At 64.3% G+C, this 22,129-nt stretch carries 19 protein-coding genes and 1 pseudogene; 4 read left to right on the plus strand and 16 right to left on the minus strand.

Going from position 1 to position 22,129, the window contains the following annotated elements:
* Nucleotides 1-11 precede the first annotated feature (11 nt).
* The 4 genes from EEB15_RS12580 to EEB15_RS12595 are packed head-to-tail and all read right to left on the minus strand — an operon-like array spanning nucleotide 12 to nucleotide 3,446.
* A complete protein-coding gene (locus tag EEB15_RS12580; protein ID WP_141510198.1) occupies nucleotides 12-953 on the minus strand; it encodes an acetaldehyde dehydrogenase (acetylating) in 942 nt (313 codons plus the stop codon).
* Nucleotides 950-1,747: a 2-keto-4-pentenoate hydratase gene (locus tag EEB15_RS12585; protein WP_199236520.1), complete on the minus strand. Its 798-nt coding sequence runs from the start codon at nucleotides 1,745-1,747 to the stop codon at nucleotides 950-952. Before EEB15_RS12585 ends, EEB15_RS12580 begins: the two co-directional genes overlap by 4 nt.
* Complete coding sequence (locus EEB15_RS12590; RefSeq protein ID WP_141510199.1) at nucleotides 1,744-2,472, minus strand: class II aldolase/adducin family protein; 729 nt, start codon at nucleotides 2,470-2,472, stop codon at nucleotides 1,744-1,746. The genes EEB15_RS12585 and EEB15_RS12590 overlap by 4 nt, the downstream gene beginning before the upstream one ends.
* Nucleotides 2,469-3,446: a tripartite tricarboxylate transporter substrate binding protein gene (locus EEB15_RS12595; protein ID WP_158290089.1), complete on the minus strand. Its 978-nt coding sequence runs from the start codon at nucleotides 3,444-3,446 to the stop codon at nucleotides 2,469-2,471. Before EEB15_RS12595 ends, EEB15_RS12590 begins: the two co-directional genes overlap by 4 nt.
* A 185-nt stretch (nucleotides 3,447-3,631) precedes the next feature.
* On the opposite strand from EEB15_RS12595, the gene EEB15_RS12600 reads away from it, so the two are divergent.
* Together EEB15_RS12600 and EEB15_RS12605 are read left to right on the plus strand one after the other, a co-directional pair.
* Nucleotides 3,632-4,849 carry a porin gene (locus EEB15_RS12600; protein WP_158290090.1) on the plus strand — a complete coding sequence of 406 codons (1,218 nt, stop codon included), beginning with the start codon at nucleotides 3,632-3,634 and terminating at the stop codon, nucleotides 4,847-4,849.
* A 103-nt stretch (nucleotides 4,850-4,952) separates the two neighbouring features.
* Nucleotides 4,953-5,732, plus strand: coding sequence for a GntR family transcriptional regulator (locus EEB15_RS12605; protein WP_141510202.1), 780 nt, complete (start codon nucleotides 4,953-4,955; stop codon nucleotides 5,730-5,732).
* Nucleotides 5,733-5,820: 88 nt separating this feature from the next.
* Here the strand turns inward: EEB15_RS12605 and EEB15_RS12610 are convergent, their stop codons facing one another.
* From EEB15_RS12610 to EEB15_RS12635, 6 genes are all read right to left on the minus strand, one after another.
* Nucleotides 5,821-7,227: an FAD-binding oxidoreductase gene (locus EEB15_RS12610; RefSeq protein WP_141510203.1), complete on the minus strand. Its 1,407-nt coding sequence runs from the start codon at nucleotides 7,225-7,227 to the stop codon at nucleotides 5,821-5,823.
* A gap of 17 nt (nucleotides 7,228-7,244) precedes the next feature.
* On the minus strand, nucleotides 7,245-8,441 hold the full coding sequence (locus tag EEB15_RS12615; protein WP_141510204.1) for a mandelate racemase/muconate lactonizing enzyme family protein: 1,197 nt from the start codon (nucleotides 8,439-8,441) through the stop codon (nucleotides 7,245-7,247).
* 13 nt (nucleotides 8,442-8,454) lie between these two features.
* The gene (locus tag EEB15_RS12620; RefSeq protein WP_158290091.1) at nucleotides 8,455-10,752 is read right to left on the minus strand and encodes a molybdopterin guanine dinucleotide-containing S/N-oxide reductase; all 2,298 of its coding nucleotides are present in this window, start codon (nucleotides 10,750-10,752) and stop codon (nucleotides 8,455-8,457) included.
* The gene (locus EEB15_RS12625) at nucleotides 10,749-11,717 is read right to left on the minus strand and encodes a tripartite tricarboxylate transporter substrate binding protein (protein WP_141510205.1); all 969 of its coding nucleotides are present in this window, start codon (nucleotides 11,715-11,717) and stop codon (nucleotides 10,749-10,751) included. The genes EEB15_RS12620 and EEB15_RS12625 overlap by 4 nt, the downstream gene beginning before the upstream one ends.
* Nucleotides 11,718-11,814: 97 nt before the next feature.
* Nucleotides 11,815-12,573, minus strand: coding sequence for a glutathione S-transferase N-terminal domain-containing protein (locus EEB15_RS12630; RefSeq protein ID WP_141510206.1), 759 nt, complete (start codon nucleotides 12,571-12,573; stop codon nucleotides 11,815-11,817).
* Complete coding sequence (locus tag EEB15_RS12635) at nucleotides 12,570-13,439, minus strand: CoA ester lyase (RefSeq protein ID WP_141510207.1); 870 nt, start codon at nucleotides 13,437-13,439, stop codon at nucleotides 12,570-12,572. The genes EEB15_RS12630 and EEB15_RS12635 overlap by 4 nt, the downstream gene beginning before the upstream one ends.
* 118 nt (nucleotides 13,440-13,557) lie before the next feature.
* On the opposite strand from EEB15_RS12635, the gene EEB15_RS12640 reads away from it, so the two are divergent.
* Complete coding sequence (locus EEB15_RS12640) at nucleotides 13,558-14,979, plus strand: PLP-dependent aminotransferase family protein (RefSeq protein WP_141510208.1); 1,422 nt, start codon at nucleotides 13,558-13,560, stop codon at nucleotides 14,977-14,979.
* Between the two features lie 14 nt (nucleotides 14,980-14,993).
* Here EEB15_RS12640 and EEB15_RS12645 read toward each other — a convergent pair whose 3' ends face one another.
* The 3 genes from EEB15_RS12645 to EEB15_RS12655 are packed head-to-tail and all read right to left on the minus strand — an operon-like array spanning nucleotide 14,994 to nucleotide 17,449.
* Nucleotides 14,994-15,236 (minus strand): hypothetical protein, encoded by a 243-nt coding sequence (locus EEB15_RS12645; protein ID WP_141510209.1) that lies wholly within the window; start codon nucleotides 15,234-15,236, stop codon nucleotides 14,994-14,996.
* Between the two features lie 28 nt (nucleotides 15,237-15,264).
* Nucleotides 15,265-16,380: an NADH:flavin oxidoreductase/NADH oxidase gene (locus EEB15_RS12650; protein ID WP_141510210.1), complete on the minus strand. Its 1,116-nt coding sequence runs from the start codon at nucleotides 16,378-16,380 to the stop codon at nucleotides 15,265-15,267.
* 46 nt (nucleotides 16,381-16,426) lie between these two features.
* Nucleotides 16,427-17,449 (minus strand): LacI family DNA-binding transcriptional regulator, encoded by a 1,023-nt coding sequence (locus EEB15_RS12655; protein WP_141510211.1) that lies wholly within the window; start codon nucleotides 17,447-17,449, stop codon nucleotides 16,427-16,429.
* 145 nt (nucleotides 17,450-17,594) lie between these two features.
* Here EEB15_RS12655 and EEB15_RS12660 point away from each other — a divergent pair, with 145 nt between their 5' ends.
* On the plus strand, nucleotides 17,595-18,860 hold the full coding sequence (locus EEB15_RS12660) for an ABC transporter substrate-binding protein (RefSeq protein ID WP_233259470.1): 1,266 nt from the start codon (nucleotides 17,595-17,597) through the stop codon (nucleotides 18,858-18,860).
* A 43-nt stretch (nucleotides 18,861-18,903) separates the two neighbouring features.
* Here the strand turns inward: EEB15_RS12660 and EEB15_RS12665 are convergent, their stop codons facing one another.
* The 3 genes and pseudogenes from EEB15_RS12665 to EEB15_RS33655 form a co-directional block, all read right to left on the minus strand.
* Nucleotides 18,904-20,499 (minus strand): GMC family oxidoreductase, encoded by a 1,596-nt coding sequence (locus tag EEB15_RS12665; protein WP_141510212.1) that lies wholly within the window; start codon nucleotides 20,497-20,499, stop codon nucleotides 18,904-18,906.
* A gap of 27 nt (nucleotides 20,500-20,526) precedes the next feature.
* Nucleotides 20,527-21,915 (minus strand): FAD-binding oxidoreductase, encoded by a 1,389-nt coding sequence (locus tag EEB15_RS12670; RefSeq protein WP_141510213.1) that lies wholly within the window; start codon nucleotides 21,913-21,915, stop codon nucleotides 20,527-20,529.
* A pseudogene (locus tag EEB15_RS33655) lies at nucleotides 21,912-22,129 on the minus strand (shikimate dehydrogenase); the annotation flags it as partial. The gene EEB15_RS12670 and the pseudogene EEB15_RS33655, both read right to left, overlap by 4 nt.

Consider the following 22,129-nt stretch of genomic DNA (forward strand, 5'->3'; position numbering starts at 1 on the left):
CGCGCCCTCCTTCAACCGTACGCGGCCGTGTTTTCGTTCGCAGCCATGCGTTCGGCGATGGCGAGCGCGGCGCTTGTCATGATGTCGAGGTTGCCCGCATAAGCCGGCAGGTAGTGTGCCGCGCCTTCAACCTCCAGGAAGATCGATGTCTTCAATCCGGACAGGCCGCTCCCGACGCCGGGGATCTTCAGGTCCACGACCCTGTCAAACTGCACTTCCTGCTTCAGCCGGTAGCCCGGAACATAGCGCTGTACCGCCGCCGCCATCTCCTGCACCGATGCGGCAATAGCTTCTTCGCTGCCGTCGGCACTGAAGGTGTAGACCGTGTCGCGCATGATCAGTGGCGGCTCAGCCGGGTTCATGACGATGATGGCCTTGCCCTTGCTGGCACCCCCGAGGATTTCGATCGCACGCGCAGTGGTCTGCGTGAACTCATCGATGTTGGCGCGCGTGCCCGGCCCGGCGCTCTTGCTGGAGATGCTGGCCACGATCTCGGCGTACCTCACCGGCACCACCCGGCTCACGGCCGCGACCATCGGGATCGTCGCCTGCCCGCCGCATGTCACCATGTTCACATTTCTTGCCGTGAGATGCTGTTCACCGTTCACTACGGGAATGCAATAGGGACCGATGGCCGCAGGGGTCAGGTCGATCATCCGGATGTTCGGCTTCCACTCCCGCAGGAAAGCATCGTTGGCCACGTGCGCGGCCGCACTGGTGGCATCGAAGACGATATCGACGTCATCGAAGACGGGGAGCTTGACCAAACCTTCAACGCCACCGGCCGTCGTGGCGACCCCCATCCGCTGCGCGCGCGACAGGCCATCCGAGACAGGGTCGATGCCGACCATGGCGCCCATCTCGACCTGCCTGCCCTGCCGCAGGATCTTGATCATGAGGTCGGTGCCGATGTTCCCGCTGCCGATGATTGCGGCTTTCATCTTCCGTGTCATGGCTGGCCTTTGGGCTCGAATTTGCAGGACACCGACCCCAGCGCGCCCAGGTCCGCGTGCACGAGGTCACCGGGACTCACCGGGACCATGGGCCCCAGGGCGCCCGAGAGGACGATCGCGCCTGCAGCCAGCTTTTCTCCCCGCTCGGCCATGGTGCAGGCAAGCCAGTAGGCCGCCCGCAGCGGGTGGCCCAGGCAGGCCGCGCCGGTGCCGACGGAAGCGATCTCACCGTTCTTCGACAGCTGCATTCCGACCTCGCGCAGCTCGATGCCGCCGATGGCGACAGGCTGGTCGCCCAGCACGAAGACGCCGCAAGATGCGTTGTCGGCCACTGTGTCCGCGAACGTGATTTTCCAGTCGGCAATGGCGCTGTCCACGACTTCGAGCGCAGGCAAGGCGTAAGCAACGGCGCAAAGAAATTCACCCCATGAAGGGCGAGCGGCGTTCAGCTCGCGACCCATCACGAAAGCGACTTCGGCCTCGACCTTGGGTTGCATCAAGCGGCCGGCCGGGATGGTGTCGCCATTCAGGTAGGCCATGTCATCCAGCAGCACGCCGAAATCGGGTTGGTTGACGCCGAGTTGCTGCTGGACTGCCTTCGACGTCAGGCCGACTTTCATGCCGACGACGCGCGCACCCGCGTCCAGATGGCGCCGCGTGTTCACGGATGCCACGGCGTACGCGTCGGCAGCGCTCGCGATATCGAAAGCCGTCGAAACAGGCGCAATGGGAGCGCGGTCCTTGCGGGCGCGATGCAGCGCATCGGCTGCGGAGATGATGTTTTGTCGGATCATGGTGATTTCCTTGGTGCTTGTTCGTTGTCGAGGCCGCACTCCTGCAGCCAGAGTTGCCACGGCCGCTCGACGGTTGCGGCGTTCGCCGCCTCCGCAAGCGACGCTTCTTCTTCTGTGAGATACGTAATTTCTCCCGCGAGCTGGATCGCCTCGCGTTGCAAGCGGGCGTTCCATTCCGTGTAGACAGCCCGAAAGACCGCCTCGGGCACCGAACTTCCCACCACGACGAAGCCGTGTCCCCTCATCAGTGCGGCGGCATTCTTTCCGAGCTGGCCAGCAAGTTCGGCCCCCTGTTCGCCGTTTCGCACGAGCATGTCGGTACACCCGAAACGATGGCGGATGTCGAACACTGGCGCCCCGGCCCCCAGGAAACCGCTCATGTGGCAGACTGGCCGCAGCCTGACACTGGACACCGAGAATGGAACGACCGAGGGAGCGTGGCTATGCACGATGGCGCTCACATCCGGCCGCGCACGGTAGATCTCTGCATGGATGAATCGCTCGAGGTAGGGCTTGCGAAGGTCATTGCCCACCGGATTGCCGTCGAGGTCCAGCTCCATTAAATCGTCGACCGTGACAAGCGCGGGCGCCAGCGAACGCGAGATCAGGAACCGACTCGCGTGGCCCGGAAGCCGCGCACTGACGTGGCCATAGCCATCGAGGATGCCGAGGTGGGCGAGGATGCGGTTGGCCTGCGCCACTTCAGTGTGCAGACGCTCCTTCATTCGAGCGAGACGCCCAGTCGCTTGATGACCTCGGCGTACTTCGCGGTGTCGCTCGTCATGCGCGCTCGCATGCCTGCGGGAGATGACGACTCGGGCTCGATTCCCACCCTGGTGAACTGCTGGATAACTTCAGGGTCACGTAGGACTTCTGCCAGGTCGTCGGAAATTTTCTGGATCGCATGTTGCGGAGCGCCGCTTCGTGCGACAAGCCCGACCCAGGTATTCACGTCATAGCCAGCAGGCCCACCGTCTTCGCCAACCGTCGGGACGTCGGGTTGCCGCGCGAGACGGGTCGGAGCGGCGATGGCGATCAACTTGAGCTTGCCGGCCTGCACGAGAGGGAGAGTCGATCCGATCGTCGCGAGCGACAGGTCCACTTCGCCGCTGGCGATAGCCGTATAGATCTGCTGGCCGTCCTTGAAGGGGATGATCGTCATCCGCGTCCCCGTGGCTTTCTCCAGCATTGCCACCGCGAGATGCGGTGGGCTGCCAAGATAGGGCACGCCGACATTCAATTTCCCGGGAGACGCCTTGGCGGCGGCGATAACGCTCTTCATCGACTGCAGTGGGCCAGCCGCGGAAGTGACAACGAAGAACGGCGTATGGAAGACGAAAGAGATTGGAACGAAGTCTCTCTCGACCGAATACGTCACGTTGCGCAACAGGTGAGGATTCACGGCGAGGTGCGAGCTGCTGGCGAGCAACAGGTCATGTCCAGTGGACGGGGCGGCCTTCAAGGCGGCGATGGCGATGAGGCCGTTTCCCCCGGGCTTCGGATCGACGACGACCTGATGGCCCCACTTCGGCGTGAGCTTGGCGGCGAGGATGCGCGCGACCACGTCGGGCGTGCTGCCGGCTGCGAACGGGACAATGATGCGGACCGGCCGATCGGGAAAAGCCTGTGCGTGCACGAGCGGCGAAATTCCGGAAGCGCAAGCAGCGCCAATAGCGCTGAGCGCTGTTCTGCGATCCATGAAATCTGTCTCCTTGGGGCGATTGCCGATGATGCGCCGCATCTTAATGGATGAAATCTCAAACGTCTAGTCGTTTATCCCTATGTACGTTTAACAACCTGCCCACCGACACTCCCCATTCCGAAAGGTCGGTCCCTACAACCCAAGCCCGCGGGACACCCGCTGGCCCCAAACTGGAGAACAGAATGCTTAGGAAGAGTCATTGGCACAACATGCCGCGGCTGGCCGCAGGAGCCGTGCTTGTGCTCACGGCTTCATGCGCGTGGTCGCAAGAAGGCGTGCAGATCTATGGCCGCGCAAATGTTGGCCTGGACCGGTATGACGCTCCCGGCGCAACGGCCGGTCCGGCGATCCACCAGACGCGGGTGTATGACGCGATTTCGCGCTTGGGCTTCCGTGGTACGGAAGACCTGGGTGGCGGCTACAAGGCCCTGTTCCAGCTCGAGGCCGGCGTGAACTTTGACACTGGCGGCGATCGCGCCCAGGACGGCACGGTCAACCCGAACGTCGGCTTCTTCCTGCGCGACACCTTCGTCGGCCTTGAAGGCCCATACGGCCGCGTCACTGCGGGACGCCAATCGGTCTATTGGCAGAACGGCTTCATCGTGCCGGCGAGCAACTTCTACATCAATGCCGATGTCCCTTTCTTCACGGGCGTGAGCACCGGCCGCCTGCCCTTGTTGATTTCGCGGGTGAACAACTCCGTCATGTACACGACACCGTCGATCGCGGGCGCGAATGCAAGCTTCACGATCTCGCCCACGACGACGCCCGGGCCGGGTTTTGTCGATAGCGAGACAGTCGCGCCCGGCGCGGCTCGCGACGCGCGGCTTTACGGTGCGACCTTTCGCTGGCAAGGCGCACCGTTCGCGGCGCAGGTGGACTACGCGTACAAACGCACGTCATCCGATGCGGTCGCCGGCTTGCGCCCAACCGGTAGTGGCCTGAAGGCCATGGCGGGGTGGCGCTACACGCCCGGCGGACAGGTTTCCGTCATCGGCGTACGTGTCGCATTGAAGGACCTGGCCGTCCCCATGGCAGGTTTCGCCGGGCGCGGCGACGACCTGAGCCAGTTCGGGTGGGGGATCGCCTGGGAACACATGATCACGCCGAACGTGCAGGCGCTGGCGTCGGCGGGCGTGCTCCAGGACGCGCGTGGCTGCACTTCGGTGGTTGCCGGCGCTGCGGGCCGCGGATGCCAGAACACGGGGGCCACCTCCTACATGGTCGCCGCGCGCTATCTGCTCTCCAAGCGCACCGCTGTCTATGCATCGCTTAACCAGGTGAAAAACCGCGCCAACGCGACGCTGGATTACACCGGAATGGCGCTCAACGCGGTCCCCAGTCTGAGTCCAGGCGCCGATCCCCGAATCATCGCGATCGGTGTCATCCACAACTTCTGATCGTTCATCCCAACGAACCACTTTGGCATTTTCTGTACCATCAGCGTCTCACGAAGCAGGCGGAACCGAACCGGGTGTACCTGCCGAACTTCAAAGGACCCTGATGAAGCCACTGAATGACGTGCCCACGATAAGTTCGAGGTCCCTGACCAGCGCGTTGGACATCGGCACGGCCACCTATGTGAAGTTGCTCATGCGATTCCGGCGACGGATCGAGTCGGGCGAGTGGCCCGTCGACAAGCAGATTCCGTCGCTGGAGACGCTGGTCGAGGAAACGGGCGCTGCCCGCGCAACAGTCAGGCACGCGTTGAGCTTCCTGGAGAGCGAAGGCCTGATCGGCCGCTACCGCGGCCGGGGGACGTTCGTGCTAAAGCGCCCGGTCAGCGAGGTGTTCTACAACATCCCCACAGACTGGGAAACGCTCAGTGAACAGATACCGGACATCGACATCGAGTGGATAGCGACCGCGACGGTGGCGGAAGGTATCCCTGTATCTCATCCGGGTGGCGTGCTTTCCCCGCACGGCTACCAATACTTCCGGCGGCTGCAGCGGCACAACCAGATTCCGTACTTTCTTGGCATCTCTTACCTTGAGCAGAGGCTCTTCAAGAAGATCGGCAAGAAGCCATTCAATACGCCGGCACCGATGCGCGTCCTCCAGAAGCACGCAGGCGACCGCCTCGGGCGCGCGGAGCAAACGATCTCCGCGACGACCGCCGACCCGGAGATCGCCACGCTGCTGCAGCTGGCAATTCACGCACCGGTGATGGTCGTGTCACGAACCGTCATGGATCTGGACAAGGTCGTGCTCTACGAGTCAACGGGTATCTTCCGGGCGGACTTCGTTCGGGTCCACAACGTCCTGCGGGAGGGGCCTGGCTGAGTCAGCGTCGTCCGCGCAACCTCGCCCCCGCAGACGTTCGCGAAGGTTCAGGTTGGAATCGCCAACCGTTTGATGGGGACAAGGGTCTTCATGGCGCGAGCTGGAATATCTTGCCGGGATTCATGATGTTCGATGGATCCAGCGCGGCCTTTATCGCCTGCATCAAGGACACCCCCGTCGCTCCCGCCTCTTCGATGAGCAGGTCCTGCTTGTGCAAGCCGATGCCGTGCTCTCCCGTGCAGGTCCCTTCCAAGGTGATCGCGCGCTGTGCGAGTTGGGTCGCAAGCCTTTCGACTACCGCGCGCTCGCGGGCGTCAGCACCATCGATGAGGTAGCACATGTGGAAGTTGCCGTCCCCCACATGTCCGACGACATAGTAGGGCACGCCTGAGGCCTCCACGTCGGCTATGGCCTCGCCGATCGCATCCGCCAGGCGTGAGATGGGAACGCAGACATCGGTGACGATACATCGGCAACCCGGCCGGGTTTGCAACCCCGCAAAATACGCATGATGGCGCGCGGTCCACAAGCGCGTGCGCTCTTCCGGGGTGTCGGCCCATTCGAAGTCCTGCCCGCCGTTCTCCTGCGCGATCTGCTGGACCAGCTCCGCTTGTTCGCGCACGCCCGTGTCGCTGCCGTGAAACTCCATCAGCAGCATGGGTTGCTCACGCAGCTGCATGCGCTCGTGCTTGTTGACAGCGCGCACCGCCCGCTCGTCGAGCAGCTCGCAGCGCGCGATCGGGATCCCCATCTGCACGATCTGGATCGTCGTTCGCACGGCGGCATCGACACTGGGCATGTGGCAGATGGCCGCGCTGACTGCTTCCGGCAGGGGATAGAGCCTCACCGTCAGTTCGGTCACGATGCCCAGCGTGCCCTCGCTGCCGACGAACAGGCGCGTGAGGTCGTATCCGGCACTGGACTTGCGCGCGCGCGTTCCGGTGCGCAGCACCCTGCCGTCCGGCAGCACTGCGGTGAGCCCCAGCACGTTCTCCCTCATGGTTCCGTAGCGCACCGCGTTCGTGCCGCTGGCACGGGTGGCAGCCATGCCGCCCAGTGTGGCGTTCGCTCCCGGATCGATCGGAAAAAACAGGCCCATGGCGCGCAGCGCGCGGTTGAGTTCCTCGCGCGTGACCCCGGCCTGCACTGTCGCCGTCATGTCCTCCTGCGAGATTTTCAGGATGCGATTCATGCGGGCGAGGTCCAGCGTGATGCCGCCTTCGGTCGCCAGAACATGCCCCTCGAGCGACGAGCCCGCGCCGAACGCGATGACGGGCACCCGGTGCGCGGCGGCGCACGTGACAACCCTTGTCACCTCTTCTGCCGTTTCACAGAACACCACCGCGTCCGGGGCGGGCACATCGAAAGCCGATTCGTCGCGCCCATGCTGCTCGCGTACGGCAGCCGCGGTGGACAGACGCTCGCCCAGGAGAAGCTTCAAGTCCTGGATCAGGGCGGCGGGCGCCGTGCGGCGTTGGCGGGTGACTGTTGTCATGCTCGGGTCCTTGCTTGCTATTTCGAGAGACTCACGCTCGTCTTGATCATCTGCCGCTCGGCCTCCGGACGCAGCGTCATGCCCAGACCAGGCGCGGTCGGCACCACGAAATGTCCATCCTTTGGCTGCAGGTCCTGTTCGAACAACTCCCGGTTGCAGCGCCTGAGGGCATAGGCGTGGTGCTCGTGGATCTCGAAGTTGGGAATGGCCGCCTCGAATTGCAGGGCGACGGCTGTTGCCAGCGGTGAGCCACACACATGCGCCTGCACCCCGACGTCGTAGGCATGGGCCAGCTGGGCCACTTTCCAGGCCTCGCTGATGCCGCCCACCAAGCCCACGTCGGGCTGAATCATGTCGATGGCGCCGGCTTCCAGGTAGGGCAGGAAACCCCAGCGCGTATAGAGCCGCTCACCTGTGGCCAGGGGAATCGGCGATTTGCGCGCCATCTTCAATTGGGCGTGCGCGTTGTTGTTGTGCGTCGGTTCCTCCAGGAAGAGGATGCCGAGGTCCTGCACCAGTTCGGCGATCTGCAAGGCACCCGCCGTGGATGTGAGCGAATGCAGCTCGACGATGATGTCGACGTCCGGGCCGAGGCCATCGCGTGTCGCCTCCATTCGTTGGCGGATCAGCTTGCGCTGCGCCGGGGTGAAGATGCCGCGCAAGTCCACGGCCCGCTTGCCCTGCGCATCGAGCATGACCGGATCGACCTTGATGCAGTCGAAACCCTCTTCGCGCGCCTGAATCGCCACCTCGCGGTACTGCGCCGGCGCCGACAGCCAAGCCGCCTCTTGCCCCCAACCGAGTTGCAGCTGGCTGGCATAGCAGCGCAGCGGCGGCGGTGTGGCACACCCCAGCAGCCGATGGATCGGCTGCCCGAGCACCTGGCCCTTGATGTCCCACAGCGCGGTATCGATGGCGCTCATCGCGCCGAAGATCACGGGCCCTCCGCCACCTTCGGCCCAGAAGGTGCGCCGCAGCATGTGCTCCCACACCGTCTCGGTATGGAACGGGTCCGCGCCGAGGATGAAGCGTTCGCCCAATGTGAGGATCATCGGCGCGGCAGCCGGTGCGCCGGTGCCGTAGGACATGCCTACCTCGCCCAGGCCGCTGACACCTTCATCGGTATGAACGCGCGCCATCACGTGGCGCCAGGAAGCCGTGCCGTCGCGGCCCGACAGGTCCGCCTCCAGCACTTCGATTTTTGTGACTTTCATTGAAACCTCTGGATCAGTTGTTTGGGGCCGGCGGCTCATAAGCCCGCACCGGTGGCAATTCCCCCTGGAAACGTTCAACCTGCACCACCGTGAGCTGGCCGGTGCAGCCCTGTGTCAACCGGGAGGTGCCAATGTCGCGGGTCAGGACATTCGGATTGCCATGGACGCACAGGACGCCGCCATGGTCGTCATCGACCGCGTCGTACCAGGCCCCGGTGGCCAGTTGCACTACACCGGGCAGCATGTCGCCAGACAGCCTCACCGCCGCCAGACAAGCGCCCCGGGCATTGAACAGGCGCGCTACGTCGCCCTCGGCGATGCCGCGCTCGGCCGCCGTCGCCGGGTGCATTGTGCAAATCTCGCGCCCCTGCAGTTTGTGCGCCTGGCTGTGGCCGCCGAAATCCAACTGGCTGTGCAGCCGGGTCGCGGGCTGGTTGGAGATAAGACGAAGCGGATGGTCTGCATCGGGCGCCTCAGTCGATGGCAGCCATACCGGGTGCCCGGGGCAATCCGCATAGCCGAAGCTTGCGATGGCGGGCGAACTGATCTGGATCTTGCCGCTGGGCGTTTGCAGCGGGTGCAACTCCGGCTGCTCGCGGAAGGCGCGCAGCATACCGCCGTCGTCACTGGCCTGCGGCAGCTTCAATTCGCCGCGCTGCCAGAAGGTCTCGAAATCTGGCGGATCCAGCCCCAGCGCGGCGAGCGTATCGCGGGTCTTGCCGTACAGATGCCGCAGCCAGTCGCGGGCCGTGCGTCCTTCGCTGAACGCATCCAGCCCACCCAAACGACGTGCGAGCTCGCAGAAGATCTCGTAATCGTCGCGCGCTTGCGCGTGGGGCTCGGCGATCCGATGCATCGCGATCATGAGCGGATCGGTGGGCGTTGTCCCGATGTCCTCGCGTTCCAGGGTCAGGGTTGCGGGCAGCACGATATCGGCGTGGCGTGCCGTCGCGGTCCAGACGCTCTCGTGCACGACGAAGGTTTCCAGCCGCGCGAAGGCTCGCGCCAGCCGCGGCAGGTCCTGGTGATGGTGGAACGGATTGCCGCCGGCCCAGTAGGCAAGCCGGATGTCTGGGTACACCAGTCGCTGGCCGTTGTAGTCGAACGGCTGGCCGGGGTTCATCAGCATATCGGCGATGCGTGCGACCGGGATGAATTCCTTCACGCTGTTGGCGCCTTGGGGCAAGGCGGGAGACGGAACGGCGTTGTTACGGCGGCCATAGTGGGCCAGGGCCCCGAGCGCGTAGTTGTAGCCGCCACCCGGGAGCCCGATCTGGCCGAGCATCGCGGACAGTACCGCTGCCATCCACACAGGCTGCTCGCCGTGCTCGGCGCGTTGCAGCGAGTGCGCGACCGTGATGAGCACACGACGTCCGCGCAGCGAACGCGCCAGGGAACGCAGGACGTCGGGCGCAATGCCGCAGATCGCGGCCGCCCAGTCAGCGCTCTTCGCGACGCCGTCGCTGCGACCGCTCAGGTAGGCCTCGAACCCGTCCCAGCCATCGCAATGGCTCGCCAGGAAATCGCGGTCGTGCAGCGCCTCGGCCGCGAGGGTATGCGCCAGCCCCAGCATCATCGCCGCGTCCGTGCCGGGCGTGACGGGCAGCCACTCGGCGCGGGCCTCTTGCGGCAGGTCGGAGCGCAAGGGAGAGACGCACACGAATCGGCAGCCGCGCTCGGCCGCGCGGCGCATCGAGTCGCGCTCGATGTGACGGCTGACGCCACCGCCCGCCACGCGCGAGTTCTTCAGCGCCATGCCCCCGAAGGCCAGGACGACATCCGTGTGGTCCACGACCTGTTCCCACGTCACGTTGCGCCGCACCACCTTTTCGTATGAGCCGAACACGTAAGGCAACAGAACCTCGGCGCAGCCGGCGCTGTAGCTGTTCACCGAACGCACATACCCTCCCAGCACCGTGTTGAGGAAACGGTGGACCTGGCTTTGCGTGTGATGAAATCGGCCGGCGCTGGACCACCCGTAGGAGCCGCCAAAAACGGCGGCCGGACCATGCTCGCTCTTCACTCGTTGAAGTTCGCGGGCGAGCAGGTCCAGCACCTGCGGCCAGGCCATCGGCACGAACTCGTCTCGGCCCCGCTTCGAATCCGGACCGGGCCCGCGTTCCAGCCAACCGCGGCGGACGGCAGGCATCGCGACTCTTGCGCGATGCTGCAAGGCATCCGGGAAATTGTCGATCAGCGGGTTGGGATCCGGATCGCCAGGATGAGGCCGCACCTCCAGCTTGCCATCTCGCCATTGCGCCAGAAAGGCACCCCAGTGCGCGCTGTGGGTTTGAAATGCGGGCTGCGTCACTTTTCGATCGCCAGTCCCAGGCGCTTGACCAGCACCTTTTCCCGCGCCTGTTGCTCGAGCAGATATTTGCGGTATTCCACAGGCCCCAGGTAGTTCGGGACCATCTCGAAGTCGGCCATGACCCGCTGGACCTCGGGGTCGTCCAATGCCGCGCGAAACGCGTCGTGCAGCTTCGCCGCGATCTTGGGGTCCATTCCCCTCGGGCCCGCCACGCCGATCGGTGCGTCAATCACCAGCGGGTAACCCAGTTCCTTGAGCGTGGGCACATCCGGCCACCGCTTGGTGCGCTTGTCGGTCCACACCGCCAGCAGCCGTGCCTTGCCGCTCTCCACAATGGGCTTCCATCCGGCCCCGTCCACCTGGAGGTCCGTGTGTCCGCCGACCAGAGCGACGTTGCTCTCGGGGCTGCTCTTGAACGGAACGTGCACGAACTCGATGCCGTCCAAGGCCGCGATCTGTTCCATTCCGAGGTGCGCCGTCGTGCTCTGGCCGGGCGAGCCGTAAGACAGCCGCCCGGGGTTCTTCTTCGCATAGGCGACGACGTCTCCCCAGGTCGTGAACGGTGTCTGCGCTCCGGCCGTGATGCCGTAGGTGTAGCCCATCAGGTTGACGATGTAGGTGAAGTCCTTTTCCGGGTTCCAGGTCACCTTCTGGATCAGCGGCAGCCGAAACAGCGGAATCGAGACCTGCGCGATCGTGTAGCCATCCGGCTTGGCCGTGGCGGCCATCGTGGCGGGCCCCAGCGTGCCGGCCACCCCCGGCTTGTTTTCCACAACGAACGGCTGGCCGATCTTGCGGGCCGCGGCAGTGGCTACCGCGCGCATCACGACGTCCGTCGAGCCGCCGGCGGTCCAGGGCACGATAAGTGTGATGGGCCGGTTCGGATAGTCCTTGGCTTGCGCGTGGACCAGGAACGGTGCCGCGGAAAACGCGAGCAGCGCGAAGATGCGATGGCGAGAGGTCATGACTGTCTCCATGGTTTTCGCGCGGCGCGGGGATGCGCCGCTGCTAGAAATTCACAACTGCGAGAAGCCGCGTCGTGGGCGTGTTGGCCGCGCTGTGTCAGCCGCCCCACGCCCTGAGCAGCATCTCGGGCTTCCATACGCCGGTACCCGCGAAGCCGGGGCCGCCGTGCTCGGGGTGGACCTTCTGGCCAAAGCCCTCATGCAGATCCAGACCGCGGCGGAACCACTGCGCGATTGGATCGCCGTCTTCCAGCACCTTGAACGGGCTCGCGAGGCGAGCCCACTGGAAGGCCGCGAGCACGATGTAGTCGGCATGGCCTGGTGCGTTGCCCCCCAACCAGGGCTGCCTGTTCAGGGTAAGGCGAATCGGATGGATCGCCTTCCTGAATGCCAGCACCTGCTGCTCGCGCCCAATCGGCGCTTGTTCCAGCGTGCAGCCGAGCATCTCTTCGCGCGTCTTGCGGAAGTACGCCTGATCATGGGAATTCATCAACTCAAACACGTCGCGCGAGACGAGCCGCAACATGGCCGGATGCATCACCTTGTCGGTGAAACACTCCACGAATCGCGCCGTTCCCTTGCCCAGCGGACAGCCAAACAGCGGCGGCCGGTCCGGGAAACGCTCGTCGAGGAACTCTGCGATGTCCCAGCTGTCTTCGACGAACGTGCCTCCGATGCGAATCGCCGGGACCGTGCGGCGTGAGCCCCCGAGCTCGCCGATGTCCGGAAACCCGATCTGGACCGACTTGAACGCCAAGCCTTTGTGCCGCAAGCCCCAGCGCGTACGCCAGCAGAACGGGCTGAACCGGGTATCGTCCGCGGCCGCTAGTTCGTAGAGGATGATGTCGCTGCTCATTGTGTAGCCATTGCGGCGCTCTGGCGCGCCAGGGCCAGGATGCGCTGCGAAGATCGCAGCACGGGCTTTTGCAGCATCAGCCCGTCAAGCATCGCCAGGCCCGTAGCGCCGCTTTCCTTGAACGCGGCCACGGCCTGCTCGGCACGGGCGACTTCCGCGGCGCTGGGCGTGAAGTACTCGTGCACGACGGGAACCTGGGTGGGATGGATGCAACCCTTTCCCGTGAACCCCAGTTCGGCCGCATGCGCGGCCGCGACGTGCAGGCCCTGTTTGTCTTCGAGGTGGATGTGCGGGACATCCATCACATCGAGTTCGAAAGCGGCCGCGGCATGCGCCGTCCGCGAGCGCGCGTACAGCAGGGCCGTGGACGTGCGCCGGCAGCGCAGATCGGCTGAAAGATCCACCTCGCCGAACAGCAGGCATACCATGCGCCGGCTCGCACCGGCGATCTCGAAGACGTTCTCCAGGCCCTGGTTGGTCTCGACAATCGCGTAGAACCTGATGGATGCCGCCGCCCCTTGCAACAGCTCGTCCAGCAATTTGATCTCGGCCGCGGAGCGGACCTTGGGCACCATGACGGCGTCAGGCACATGAGCGAGGCGGATAAGTGCTTCGATGTCGCGCAGGCCGTGCGCGGTGTCCAGCGAATTGATGCGCACGACCCGTTCGCAGCCATTGGGGTTGGCGCCGGCGAACAGCGGCAGCGTGAGTTCACGGGCTTCGTCCTTGCGGTCGATGGCCACGGCATCTTCCAGATCGACGCACACGGCGTCCGCGCCCGAAACGATGGCCTTGAGGTATCTGTCGGGCCGCAGACCAGGGACGAACAGCAGGCTGCGGCGGGGAACAGGGTGGGCAACTTCCATGGTGTCTCCTGGTGATTCGGCAATGCCAGGCAACTGTAGGAAACGGGCCGGAAACGGTACAGTGACAGTTGGTTGAGTATCGGACTGGTACAGTTGGGCGCGAACGAACAGCAACTCAATGACCCGTTACCTCGAGATCGCAGAGGACATTTCCGACCTCATCGCCGGCGGGTCACTGCTCCCCGGCGATGCGCTTCCGTCGGTGCGCGTTGCCGCGGCGCAGTGCAAGGTGAGCAAGGGCACGGTGATCCAGGCGTACTCGGTGCTTGAAGCTCGCAGCCTGGTCGAAGCACGACCACAGTCAGGCTTCTACGTCCGGGCGCGTGCCGACGCCGTCGGACCGTTGCCGCGCGCGGGCTTGATGCGACCAAAGGTCGTGCGCATCGGCGCTCGCGAACGCGTGCGCGACACCCTCGGCGACCTTGTGGGCTCGCGCGTGACCTCGCTGGGCTCGTCGTTTCCGGACCCGTCCCTGTTTCCGTTGCAAGCCCTCAACCGAGCGTTGGGAGCGAGCAGCCGGCACAGCAGCTACGCGAATACCGTGGCCGACCTGCAATTGGGGCTGCCCGAACTGCGCCGTGCGATCGCCCAGCGCTACCTTGAACTCGGCTACGTGGTTCCCATGGAGGAGATCGTCATCACATGCGGCGGCATGGAAGCCATCAGCTTGTCGCTGCAGGCCGTGACCAAGCCCGGCGACCTTGTGCTGATCGACTCTCCGATGTTCTTTTCGGGATTGCAATTGATGGAACAGCTCGGGCTGGGCGCGATCGAGATGCCCACCGACGCCGGACATGGACTGGACCTCGGCGTGCTGGACAAGACGCTGCACCGCCACAAGGTCGCGGCCTGCCTCTTGATGACGAATTGCCAGAACCCCCTGGGATTCTCGATGCCGGAGGAAAAGAAGCGAGCCCTGGTCAAGCTGCTCCAGCGCCACGACGTACCGATGGTCGAGAACGACGTGTACACCGAGCTGCAGTTCGACTTTCGGCACAACCGGGCCGCGAAGGCTTTCGACAAGCGAGGCATCGTGCTGCATTGCGGATCATTCACGAAATGCCTTGCACCGGGTTTCAAGATCGGCTGGGTCGCTGCCGGGCGCTTTCGGGAAGCCATCGTCAATCGCAAGTTCGCGACCACGTTGGGCACCTCCGTGCCGCCACAGGCCGCCATCGCGCACTACCTGCGGCATCATGCGTATGAGAGGCACCTTCGGCGGCTTCGCCAAGGATTGCAGGACGGAGTGAACCGGATGTCCCAAGCCGTCACGCAGCACTTCCCGGAGGGCACGCGATTCACGCGGCCGCAGGGCGGCTACGTCCTGTGGGTCCAATTGCCGGAATCCGTCGATTCGTTTGCCCTGTTCGACCAGGCGGCATCGCGCGATATCGGCATCGCCCCGGGGCCCATCTTTTCCGCCCGCCGCGACTACCGGAACTTCATCCGCCTCAATTGCAGCCACCCGTGGTCGGCATCACTCGACCGCACCCTGCTTTGGCTCGGGCAGACCGTGGCGGGCCTGCACCGCGACCGTTGATCACCGGTGATGAGCTAAACAGTCAACTCCGCCTCGAAACGCTGCAACTCTTCATCAAGCGTTCCACGGCTGCGGAAATTACGGTTGGCCTTGCCGTACCAATATTCGGCATCTTCCAGGTCACCCTCTTGGATGTGCAGGATGCCGTGCAGCCATGCGGCCTGCTGAGAATCGGAATCGTCGCTTTGCACGAGGTTGTGGGCATCTATCCACCGGCCCGCGCGCATGTGAACGAGTACCTGACGAAGATCGATCATCCAAGCTCCTTAGGACCGCGCCGCGCGCTTAGCGCTGCCCGAAGTTCACCCCGTCGAACAATTCCTTGTGCTCGCGGGGTTGCGAGCGCCAGTACTGCTTTGGGGCAAGGACATGCGCGCCAAGCTTCGCGGCCGCGTGCCAGGGCCAGCGCGGGTCATACAGCATCGCCCTGGCCAGTGACACAGCGTCCGCCTCGCCGTTGGCGATGATCGCTTCGGCCTGCTCGGGCTCGGTGATCAGGCCCACGGCCATGGTGGGCAGGCCTACTTCGGCCTTGACTTTCTGCGCGTACGGCACCTGGTACCCCGGGCCGAGCTTGATGGCCTGCGCAGGTGAAACGCCGCCGGTGGTGACGTGAATGGCGGCGCAGCCGCGCGCCTTCAGGGCGTGCGACAGCGCTACCGTCCCCTCGATGTCCCATCCGCCCGGCACCCAGTCGGTGGCGGAGATGCGCATCCAGACCGGCTTCTCGGCCGGGAACGCCGCACGCACGGCGTCGAACACCTCCAGCGGAAAGCGCATGCGGTTCTCCAGGCTGCCGCCGTACGCGTCGTCGCGCTTGTTGGCGATGGGCGACAAGAACTGATGCAGCAGATAGCCGTGCGCGCCATGCACTTCGATACCGTCGAATCCCAGGCGCGCGGCGCGGTGTGTCGCCTCAACGAAGTCATCGCGCACGCGGCGCAGTCCTCCCGCATCCAGCGCCATCGGCGCGCCTTCGCCGTCCGCGTGCGGCACAGCGCTGGGCGCTTCGGTTGTCCAGCCGCCCGGTTCATCGGCTGCGATTTGGGCGCCACCGTTCCACGGGGCCTGGCTGGACGCCTTGCGACCGGCATGCGAGAGCTGGATAGCCAGTGCGATGGGTGAATAGGCCCGGATAGCGCCGAGCACGCGGGCCAGAGCTGCCTCGTTCTCATGAGAGTACAGGCCCAGGTCCTGCGACGAAATGCGGCCACGCGCCGACACCGAAGTCGCTTCCAGAATCATCAGTCCGGCGCCCGAGAGTGCCAAGTGGCCCAGGTGGATCATGTGCCAATCGGTGGCGGACCCTTCTGTGGCCGAATACTGGCACATCGGAGCGATCACGATCCGGTTGGGCATGCGCAGATCGTTCAACGACCAAGACTCGAAGAGACGGCTCATTGTTGATACTTCCTATGTGAGCAGAAGCGCAGCGTTCAACGTCGCCTTAGCCCGGAGAAAGCCTGCGCAAGCTTTCGCGCACGACGAGGCGCGTTACCAGATCGGACTCAGCGGGCGATTCGACATCTTCGATCAGCTCCACGATGCGCCTTGCGGCACGCACCCCGATCTCGACGGTCGGAACATGAACGGTCGTAAGCCGAGGCTCCACCAGATTAGCCAATTCGACGTCGTCTGATCCCGTCACAGACAGGTCGTCGGGAACCCGCAGCCCGCGGTCCCGACACTCGCCCATGGCACCAACGGCCTGGATATCGTTGCCACAGATAAGCGCGGTCGGTGGTGTCTTGAAAGTCATGAGGTTTCGCACAGCCTGCCGGCCCCCATCGAAGGTGAAGGGCTGCTCCTCCATCCACTCAGGACGCAGTTCCAGACCGGCGGCTTTGAGCGCTGCCCGAGTGGCGGCGATACGGGCCCGCACCCGCTCGTTGCCCTGGGCCACGCCACTGCACAGTGCTATGCGTGAGTGCCCGTATTGCGCGACCAGGCTGGCCATTTCGTAGGCGGCGTCGTAGTAAGAGAACCCAATACAGTCCCGGGTTCCACGCTCGTCGGTCGACCAGGTCATCACATAGGGCAACCGGTACTGTCGAGCCAGGTCGAACACGGCGTCGGCGTGATCGGTGCCGACAAGCACAATGCCATCGACCCCGCGCTCGAGGATCGCCCTCAGAACCTCGGCCTCGCGTTCCGGCTTGTACTCGTGGCTGGCCACCAGCAGCTGGTAGCCAAGGGTCCAAAGTGTGCGCTGCAAGGATTGAATCGAGACCGCGAAGATCGGGTTGTCCAGCGTCGGGTACACGGCCGCGACGGTTCGGGTCCTACGCGAAGCCAGCGCCTGGGCCGCGCCATTGCGCACGTAACCCAATTGCTCCACGGCGCGCTGTACCTTTTCCAACGTGACGGGCTTGACCTGGTCCGGAATCGAAAGCGCGCGCGAGGCGCTCCCCAACGAGACACCGGCGAGGCGAGCGACATCTTCCAGTGTGGGGCGGGAATCTACGGACATTGGCAACAGTTGATGGTCATGCAAAGCGCCGGGGCATCGTATCTCAGGGTAAATACCCGTCATACGCACGGGCGACGCCCGCACAATTGAAGCGCTTCATTTCTTTAAATCCAATTTTCTCAGTTTAGCACCAAGGAAAGTATTTATGAAACGCTTCACAAAAACTCAAGCCGAAGTGACACGCCCACGCGTTAGGAAGACCCAGATGCTCAGGCTTCTCCGGGTTGCCGCTGTCGCATTCGGCGCCGCAGCGCTTGGTTTAGGGGCGGCGCATGCAGCGGACGTGAAGATCGGCGCGCTATACCCCTTCAGCGGCGGCCTGGCGCAGCTCGGTGACGAGAGCTTCCGCGGCCTGCAGATTGCCGTGGAAGAAAGGAATGCCGCAGGGGGCATCAACGGCAACAAGATCGTGCTCGTGAAGGCGGATGCTGCCGATGCCGAACAGGCAGCGATCGGAGCTCAACACCTCATCTCCACGGAAAAGGTGACTGCCGTGTTCGGCAGCTATGCGTCCGGCATTTCGCTGGCGGCGACGCAGGTGACCGACCCGGCAGGCGTGCCCTACTTCGAGCTGGGCGCGGTTGCCGACACCGTCACTGGCCGGGGATTCAGGAATGTTTTCAGAAGCAACGCCACGGCCAAAAACTTTGCCGAACGCACCATCGAGGCCGTCGTCAAAGTGGTCGCACCGGGTCTTCGAGTTAACCCGAAGACCTTGAAACTGGCCATCATCTACGAAGATGGGCCCTATGGCACCCTTGTAGGCGGCTACCAAAAAGAAGAGGCAAAGCGACTGGGGCTCACTGTTGTCGAGAGCCAGTCGTATTCCGCAAAAAGCCTGGATCTGGCCTCGCTCGTCCAGCGGCTGAAGGGCGCCGGCGCAGACATTGTCTTGCAGACGTCGTACAAGAATGACACGATCCTTTTCTTTCGCCAGGCGGCCACGGCTGGATTCAAACCCAAGGCCTTCATCGGCGCCGGCGGCGGGTACTCGCTCAATGACACCGCGAGTGCGCTGGGTACAGCCATGGAAGGCGTGTTCAACGTCGACTTCCCCCAAGCGACGATGGGTGAGGCCGGTGCCCCCGGCCTGCGCAGCTTCGTGATCTCGTATGTGCGGCAGTACTTCATGGCCCCGCGCTCCGGACATAGCCTTGTGAACTATGTTGGCGCCAAGGCATTTCTGGACATCCTGGCAAACGCAAAATCCACCGACAAGGAAAAGATTCGAGAAGCTGTGCTGGCTTACAAGAAAGCGCCGGGCACCACAGCGACCGGATGGGGTTTCCAGTTCGCCGACAACGGACAGAACCAGCTGGCTACGGCAAACCTGATGCAGTGGCAAAGGGGCCTTCCAGTCACGGTCTATCCGCCCTCTGTTGCAACCGGCAAGCCTATTGCTGGCCGTTGACAAGTCTCTGGGGGCGCACCGTAGCTGATGGCTGTGGTGCCATTCAGCACCTGGCGTCTTCCAGGATGAGATCGGCTCCGCGCTCGGCTGTCATCATCACGGCGGCTTGAATGTTGCCTGAGACCATCTTGGGCATCACAGACGCATCGACCACGCGCAGGCCCGCCAACCCACGCAGCTTCAGGCGAAGGTCGACCACGGCCGAATCATCTTCGCCCATCCGGCAGGTACCGATCGGGTGATAGATGCTTTGGCCGTTTTGGCGCGCGAAACTCAGCCAGTCCTCATCGCTGCTCACGCCCTCGCCTGGGTTCATCTCGAAGTCGATGTACGGACGCATCGCCGGTTGATTGACGATGCGCCGGGCCAACTGCATGCTTCTGATCATGCAAAGCTGATCCACCGGGCTGTCGAGAAAGTTTGGGCGGATGGCCGGGCCCATCAGCTGATCGCGTGAACGCACGTGAATGCTGCCCAGCGACTCCGGACGCAGTTGCGTGACGCCGATGGTCATGCCCGGTTTGCGATCGAGGATGCGCTCGGCCGCGTTGGCGTAGCTCGCGTGGACAAAGAAGTACTGGGCATCCGGCGTTGCCGTGTCCGGCTGTGACTTGACGAAGCCGTGAACCAGCCCGGTACCCAGCGTCAGGATGCCCTTGCGCCGCGTGTAGTAGTTCATCACCTCCCGAACGAGTCGCCATCCCCGCGACATCTCATTGAGCGTGACTGTGTTTTTCACGCGCCAGTTCATGCGCGTGGCGAAGTGGTCGATGTAGTTCTCGCCCACACCCTTGAGCGCGTGGCGCACAGGAATGCCGACAGATTGCAGCAGCTCGGGCTGGCCAATGCCCGACAGCTCCAGGAGCTGCGGCGACTGGATGGCGCCGGCCGCAAGGATCACTTCGACATTGGCCCGCACCATCACATCGCGCCCACCCTCCCGGTAAGTGACACCGACGCAGCGACTGCCCTCCAGCTCAAGGGAAGTCACTTGGACATGGGTCGCGATCGCCAGGTTTTCGCGCGTCCTGGCCGGCGCCAGATAGGCGTCGTAAGCACTCCAGCGCCGCCCATTGCGCTGGCAGACCTGGTAGTAGCCGAAGCCTTCCTGGTTGGACCCGTTGTAGTCATCGATCAGCGCATGGCCATCCTGCATTGCGGCATGCAGAAATCCCTCGGCGATCGGAAATCGCTCGCCCACTTGCTCAAGATTCATCGGCCCGTCGGTGCCGCGGAAGGCTCCGCCTGGCGCATAGCGCTCCAGCCTGCGAAAGTAGGGCTCGACGTCCGCGTAGCCCCAGCCCCTGGCGCCGCCGTCGCGCCAGGCGTCGTAGTCTTGCGGTTGGCCGCGCACGTAAACCATGCCGTTGATCAGCGTAGAGCCGCCCAGGCCTTTGCCGCGTGGCACGGCGATGACACGATTGTTCGTGTTGGCCTCGGGCGTGGTCTCGAATCGCCAGTTGTATTTGCGGTTGGTGAGCAGCTTGCTGAAGCCTGCCGGTATCGGAATCCACATGCCGTTCGGCTCACCGCCCGCTTCGAGCATGAGCACACGGTGCTTTCCGGATGCAGTCAGCCGGTTCGCCAGGACGCAGCCCGCGGTGCCGCCGCCAACGATGATGTAGTCAAATGAATCCATGCTCAATTTCTCATGCTCCCTGCGAAGTCACTGGATCGGCAGCACCTTGCCGGGATTCAGCAAGTTGCGGGGATCCAGTGCCTTCTTGATTCGTTGGGCCAGCGCGATCTCGGCGGGCGACTTGCAGCGAAGCAGCTCGCCCACCCGGTACTGCCCCACGCCATGCTCGGCGGAGATGCTGCCGCCATGGGCGACGACCACGTCGTGCACCAATGCATTGACAGCGCTGCTGTCCGTGCCCGGCGGCACGAGCAGGTTGTAGTGGATGTTGCCGTCGCCAGCGTGCCCGAAGGCGTTCACACGCGTCCCCGGAAACTCGCGGACGACGGCAGAATCGGCGGCCATCAGGAATGCGGGAATCTGGGAGATGGGCACCGACACGTCGTGCTTGATGGACGGCCCCTCTTTGGACTCCGCTTCGGTAATGGATTCACGCAGCGCCCACAGTTCGGCCTCCTGGCGCTCTGATTCGGCCACGACCGCATCACTCACCTCCCCGCGCTCCAGGACCTCCCCCAAAAATGCCTCGACGGCATCGCGCAAGCCCGCAAGAGATGAGCTGGCCTCCAGGAGCACGAACCAGGAAGAGTCGCCCATCGGCAAGCGAAGTTGCTGATGGCGGGCGACCAGCTCAAGTGCCGCGCCCGACATCAACTCGAACGCAGTCAGCGTGTCCCCGATGGCCTGGCGGGCCGCACGCAGTACGTTGAGCGCCGCCGCAGTGGCAGGCACGGCCAACAAGGCGGTCACGCGATAGCGCGGCATGGGCGCGAGCTGCAGCACGGCGCGCGTGACGATCCCCAGCGTGCCCTCGGTGCCGATGAACCACTGCTTCCAGTCGTAGCCGGCGTTGTCTTTGCGCAGTTGGCGCATGCCGTCAACGATCTGCCCGTCAGCGGTGACGACCTCGAGGCCCAGCACCCGGCTGCGTGTCATCCCGTAGCGCAGGACATTAGTGCCTCCCGCATTGGTGGACACGACGCCTCCGATGCGAGCCGAACCTTCCGCCGCCAACGTGACGGGCAGCAAAAGCCCATGCTCGGCCGCGGCCTCCTGGGCGGTCTGCAAGACGCAGCCCGCCTCGAGCTCGATCGTTTCGCCGAACACATCGATCTTCCGGATCGCGGCCATGCGAGACAGCGACAGCACCACCTGGCGGCCACTGCCGTCCGGCGTTGCACCACCGGAGAGTCCCGTGTTGCCACCGTATGGCACAAGGGCGCAACCAGCGGCCGCGCAGGCGCGGACGACAGCACTCACCTCCTCCGTGCTGCGCGGCAGTGCCACACACAACGGTGTGCCGCTGAACAAGCCTCGCCAGTCGTGGGCGTACGGCGCCATGTCTGCCACTTCCGTGAGGAGGCCGCGCTCGTCCAGCAGCGCTCTGAGCTCGGCAACCAGAGTTGCGGTGTTCATGTCCGGCTTCCTTCGTCGCTCGTAATTCCCGTCATGAATGCCGCCATGAGCCGGACCTGGCCCTCCAGCATCGGCATGCCCGGATGGGTTCTGCAACCACGCGCGGCGGCCGCGGCCAGCAATGGCGTCTGTGCCGGCTCCATGATGATTTCCGCGACGATCTGCGCCGCGTCCAGGGTCTCGGTGTTCAGTGGCAGTGCATCGCCGGGTCGCA

The organism is Ramlibacter sp. WS9 (assembly GCF_003797765.1).
Taxonomy (GTDB): Bacteria; Pseudomonadota; Gammaproteobacteria; order Burkholderiales; family Burkholderiaceae_C; genus Ramlibacter.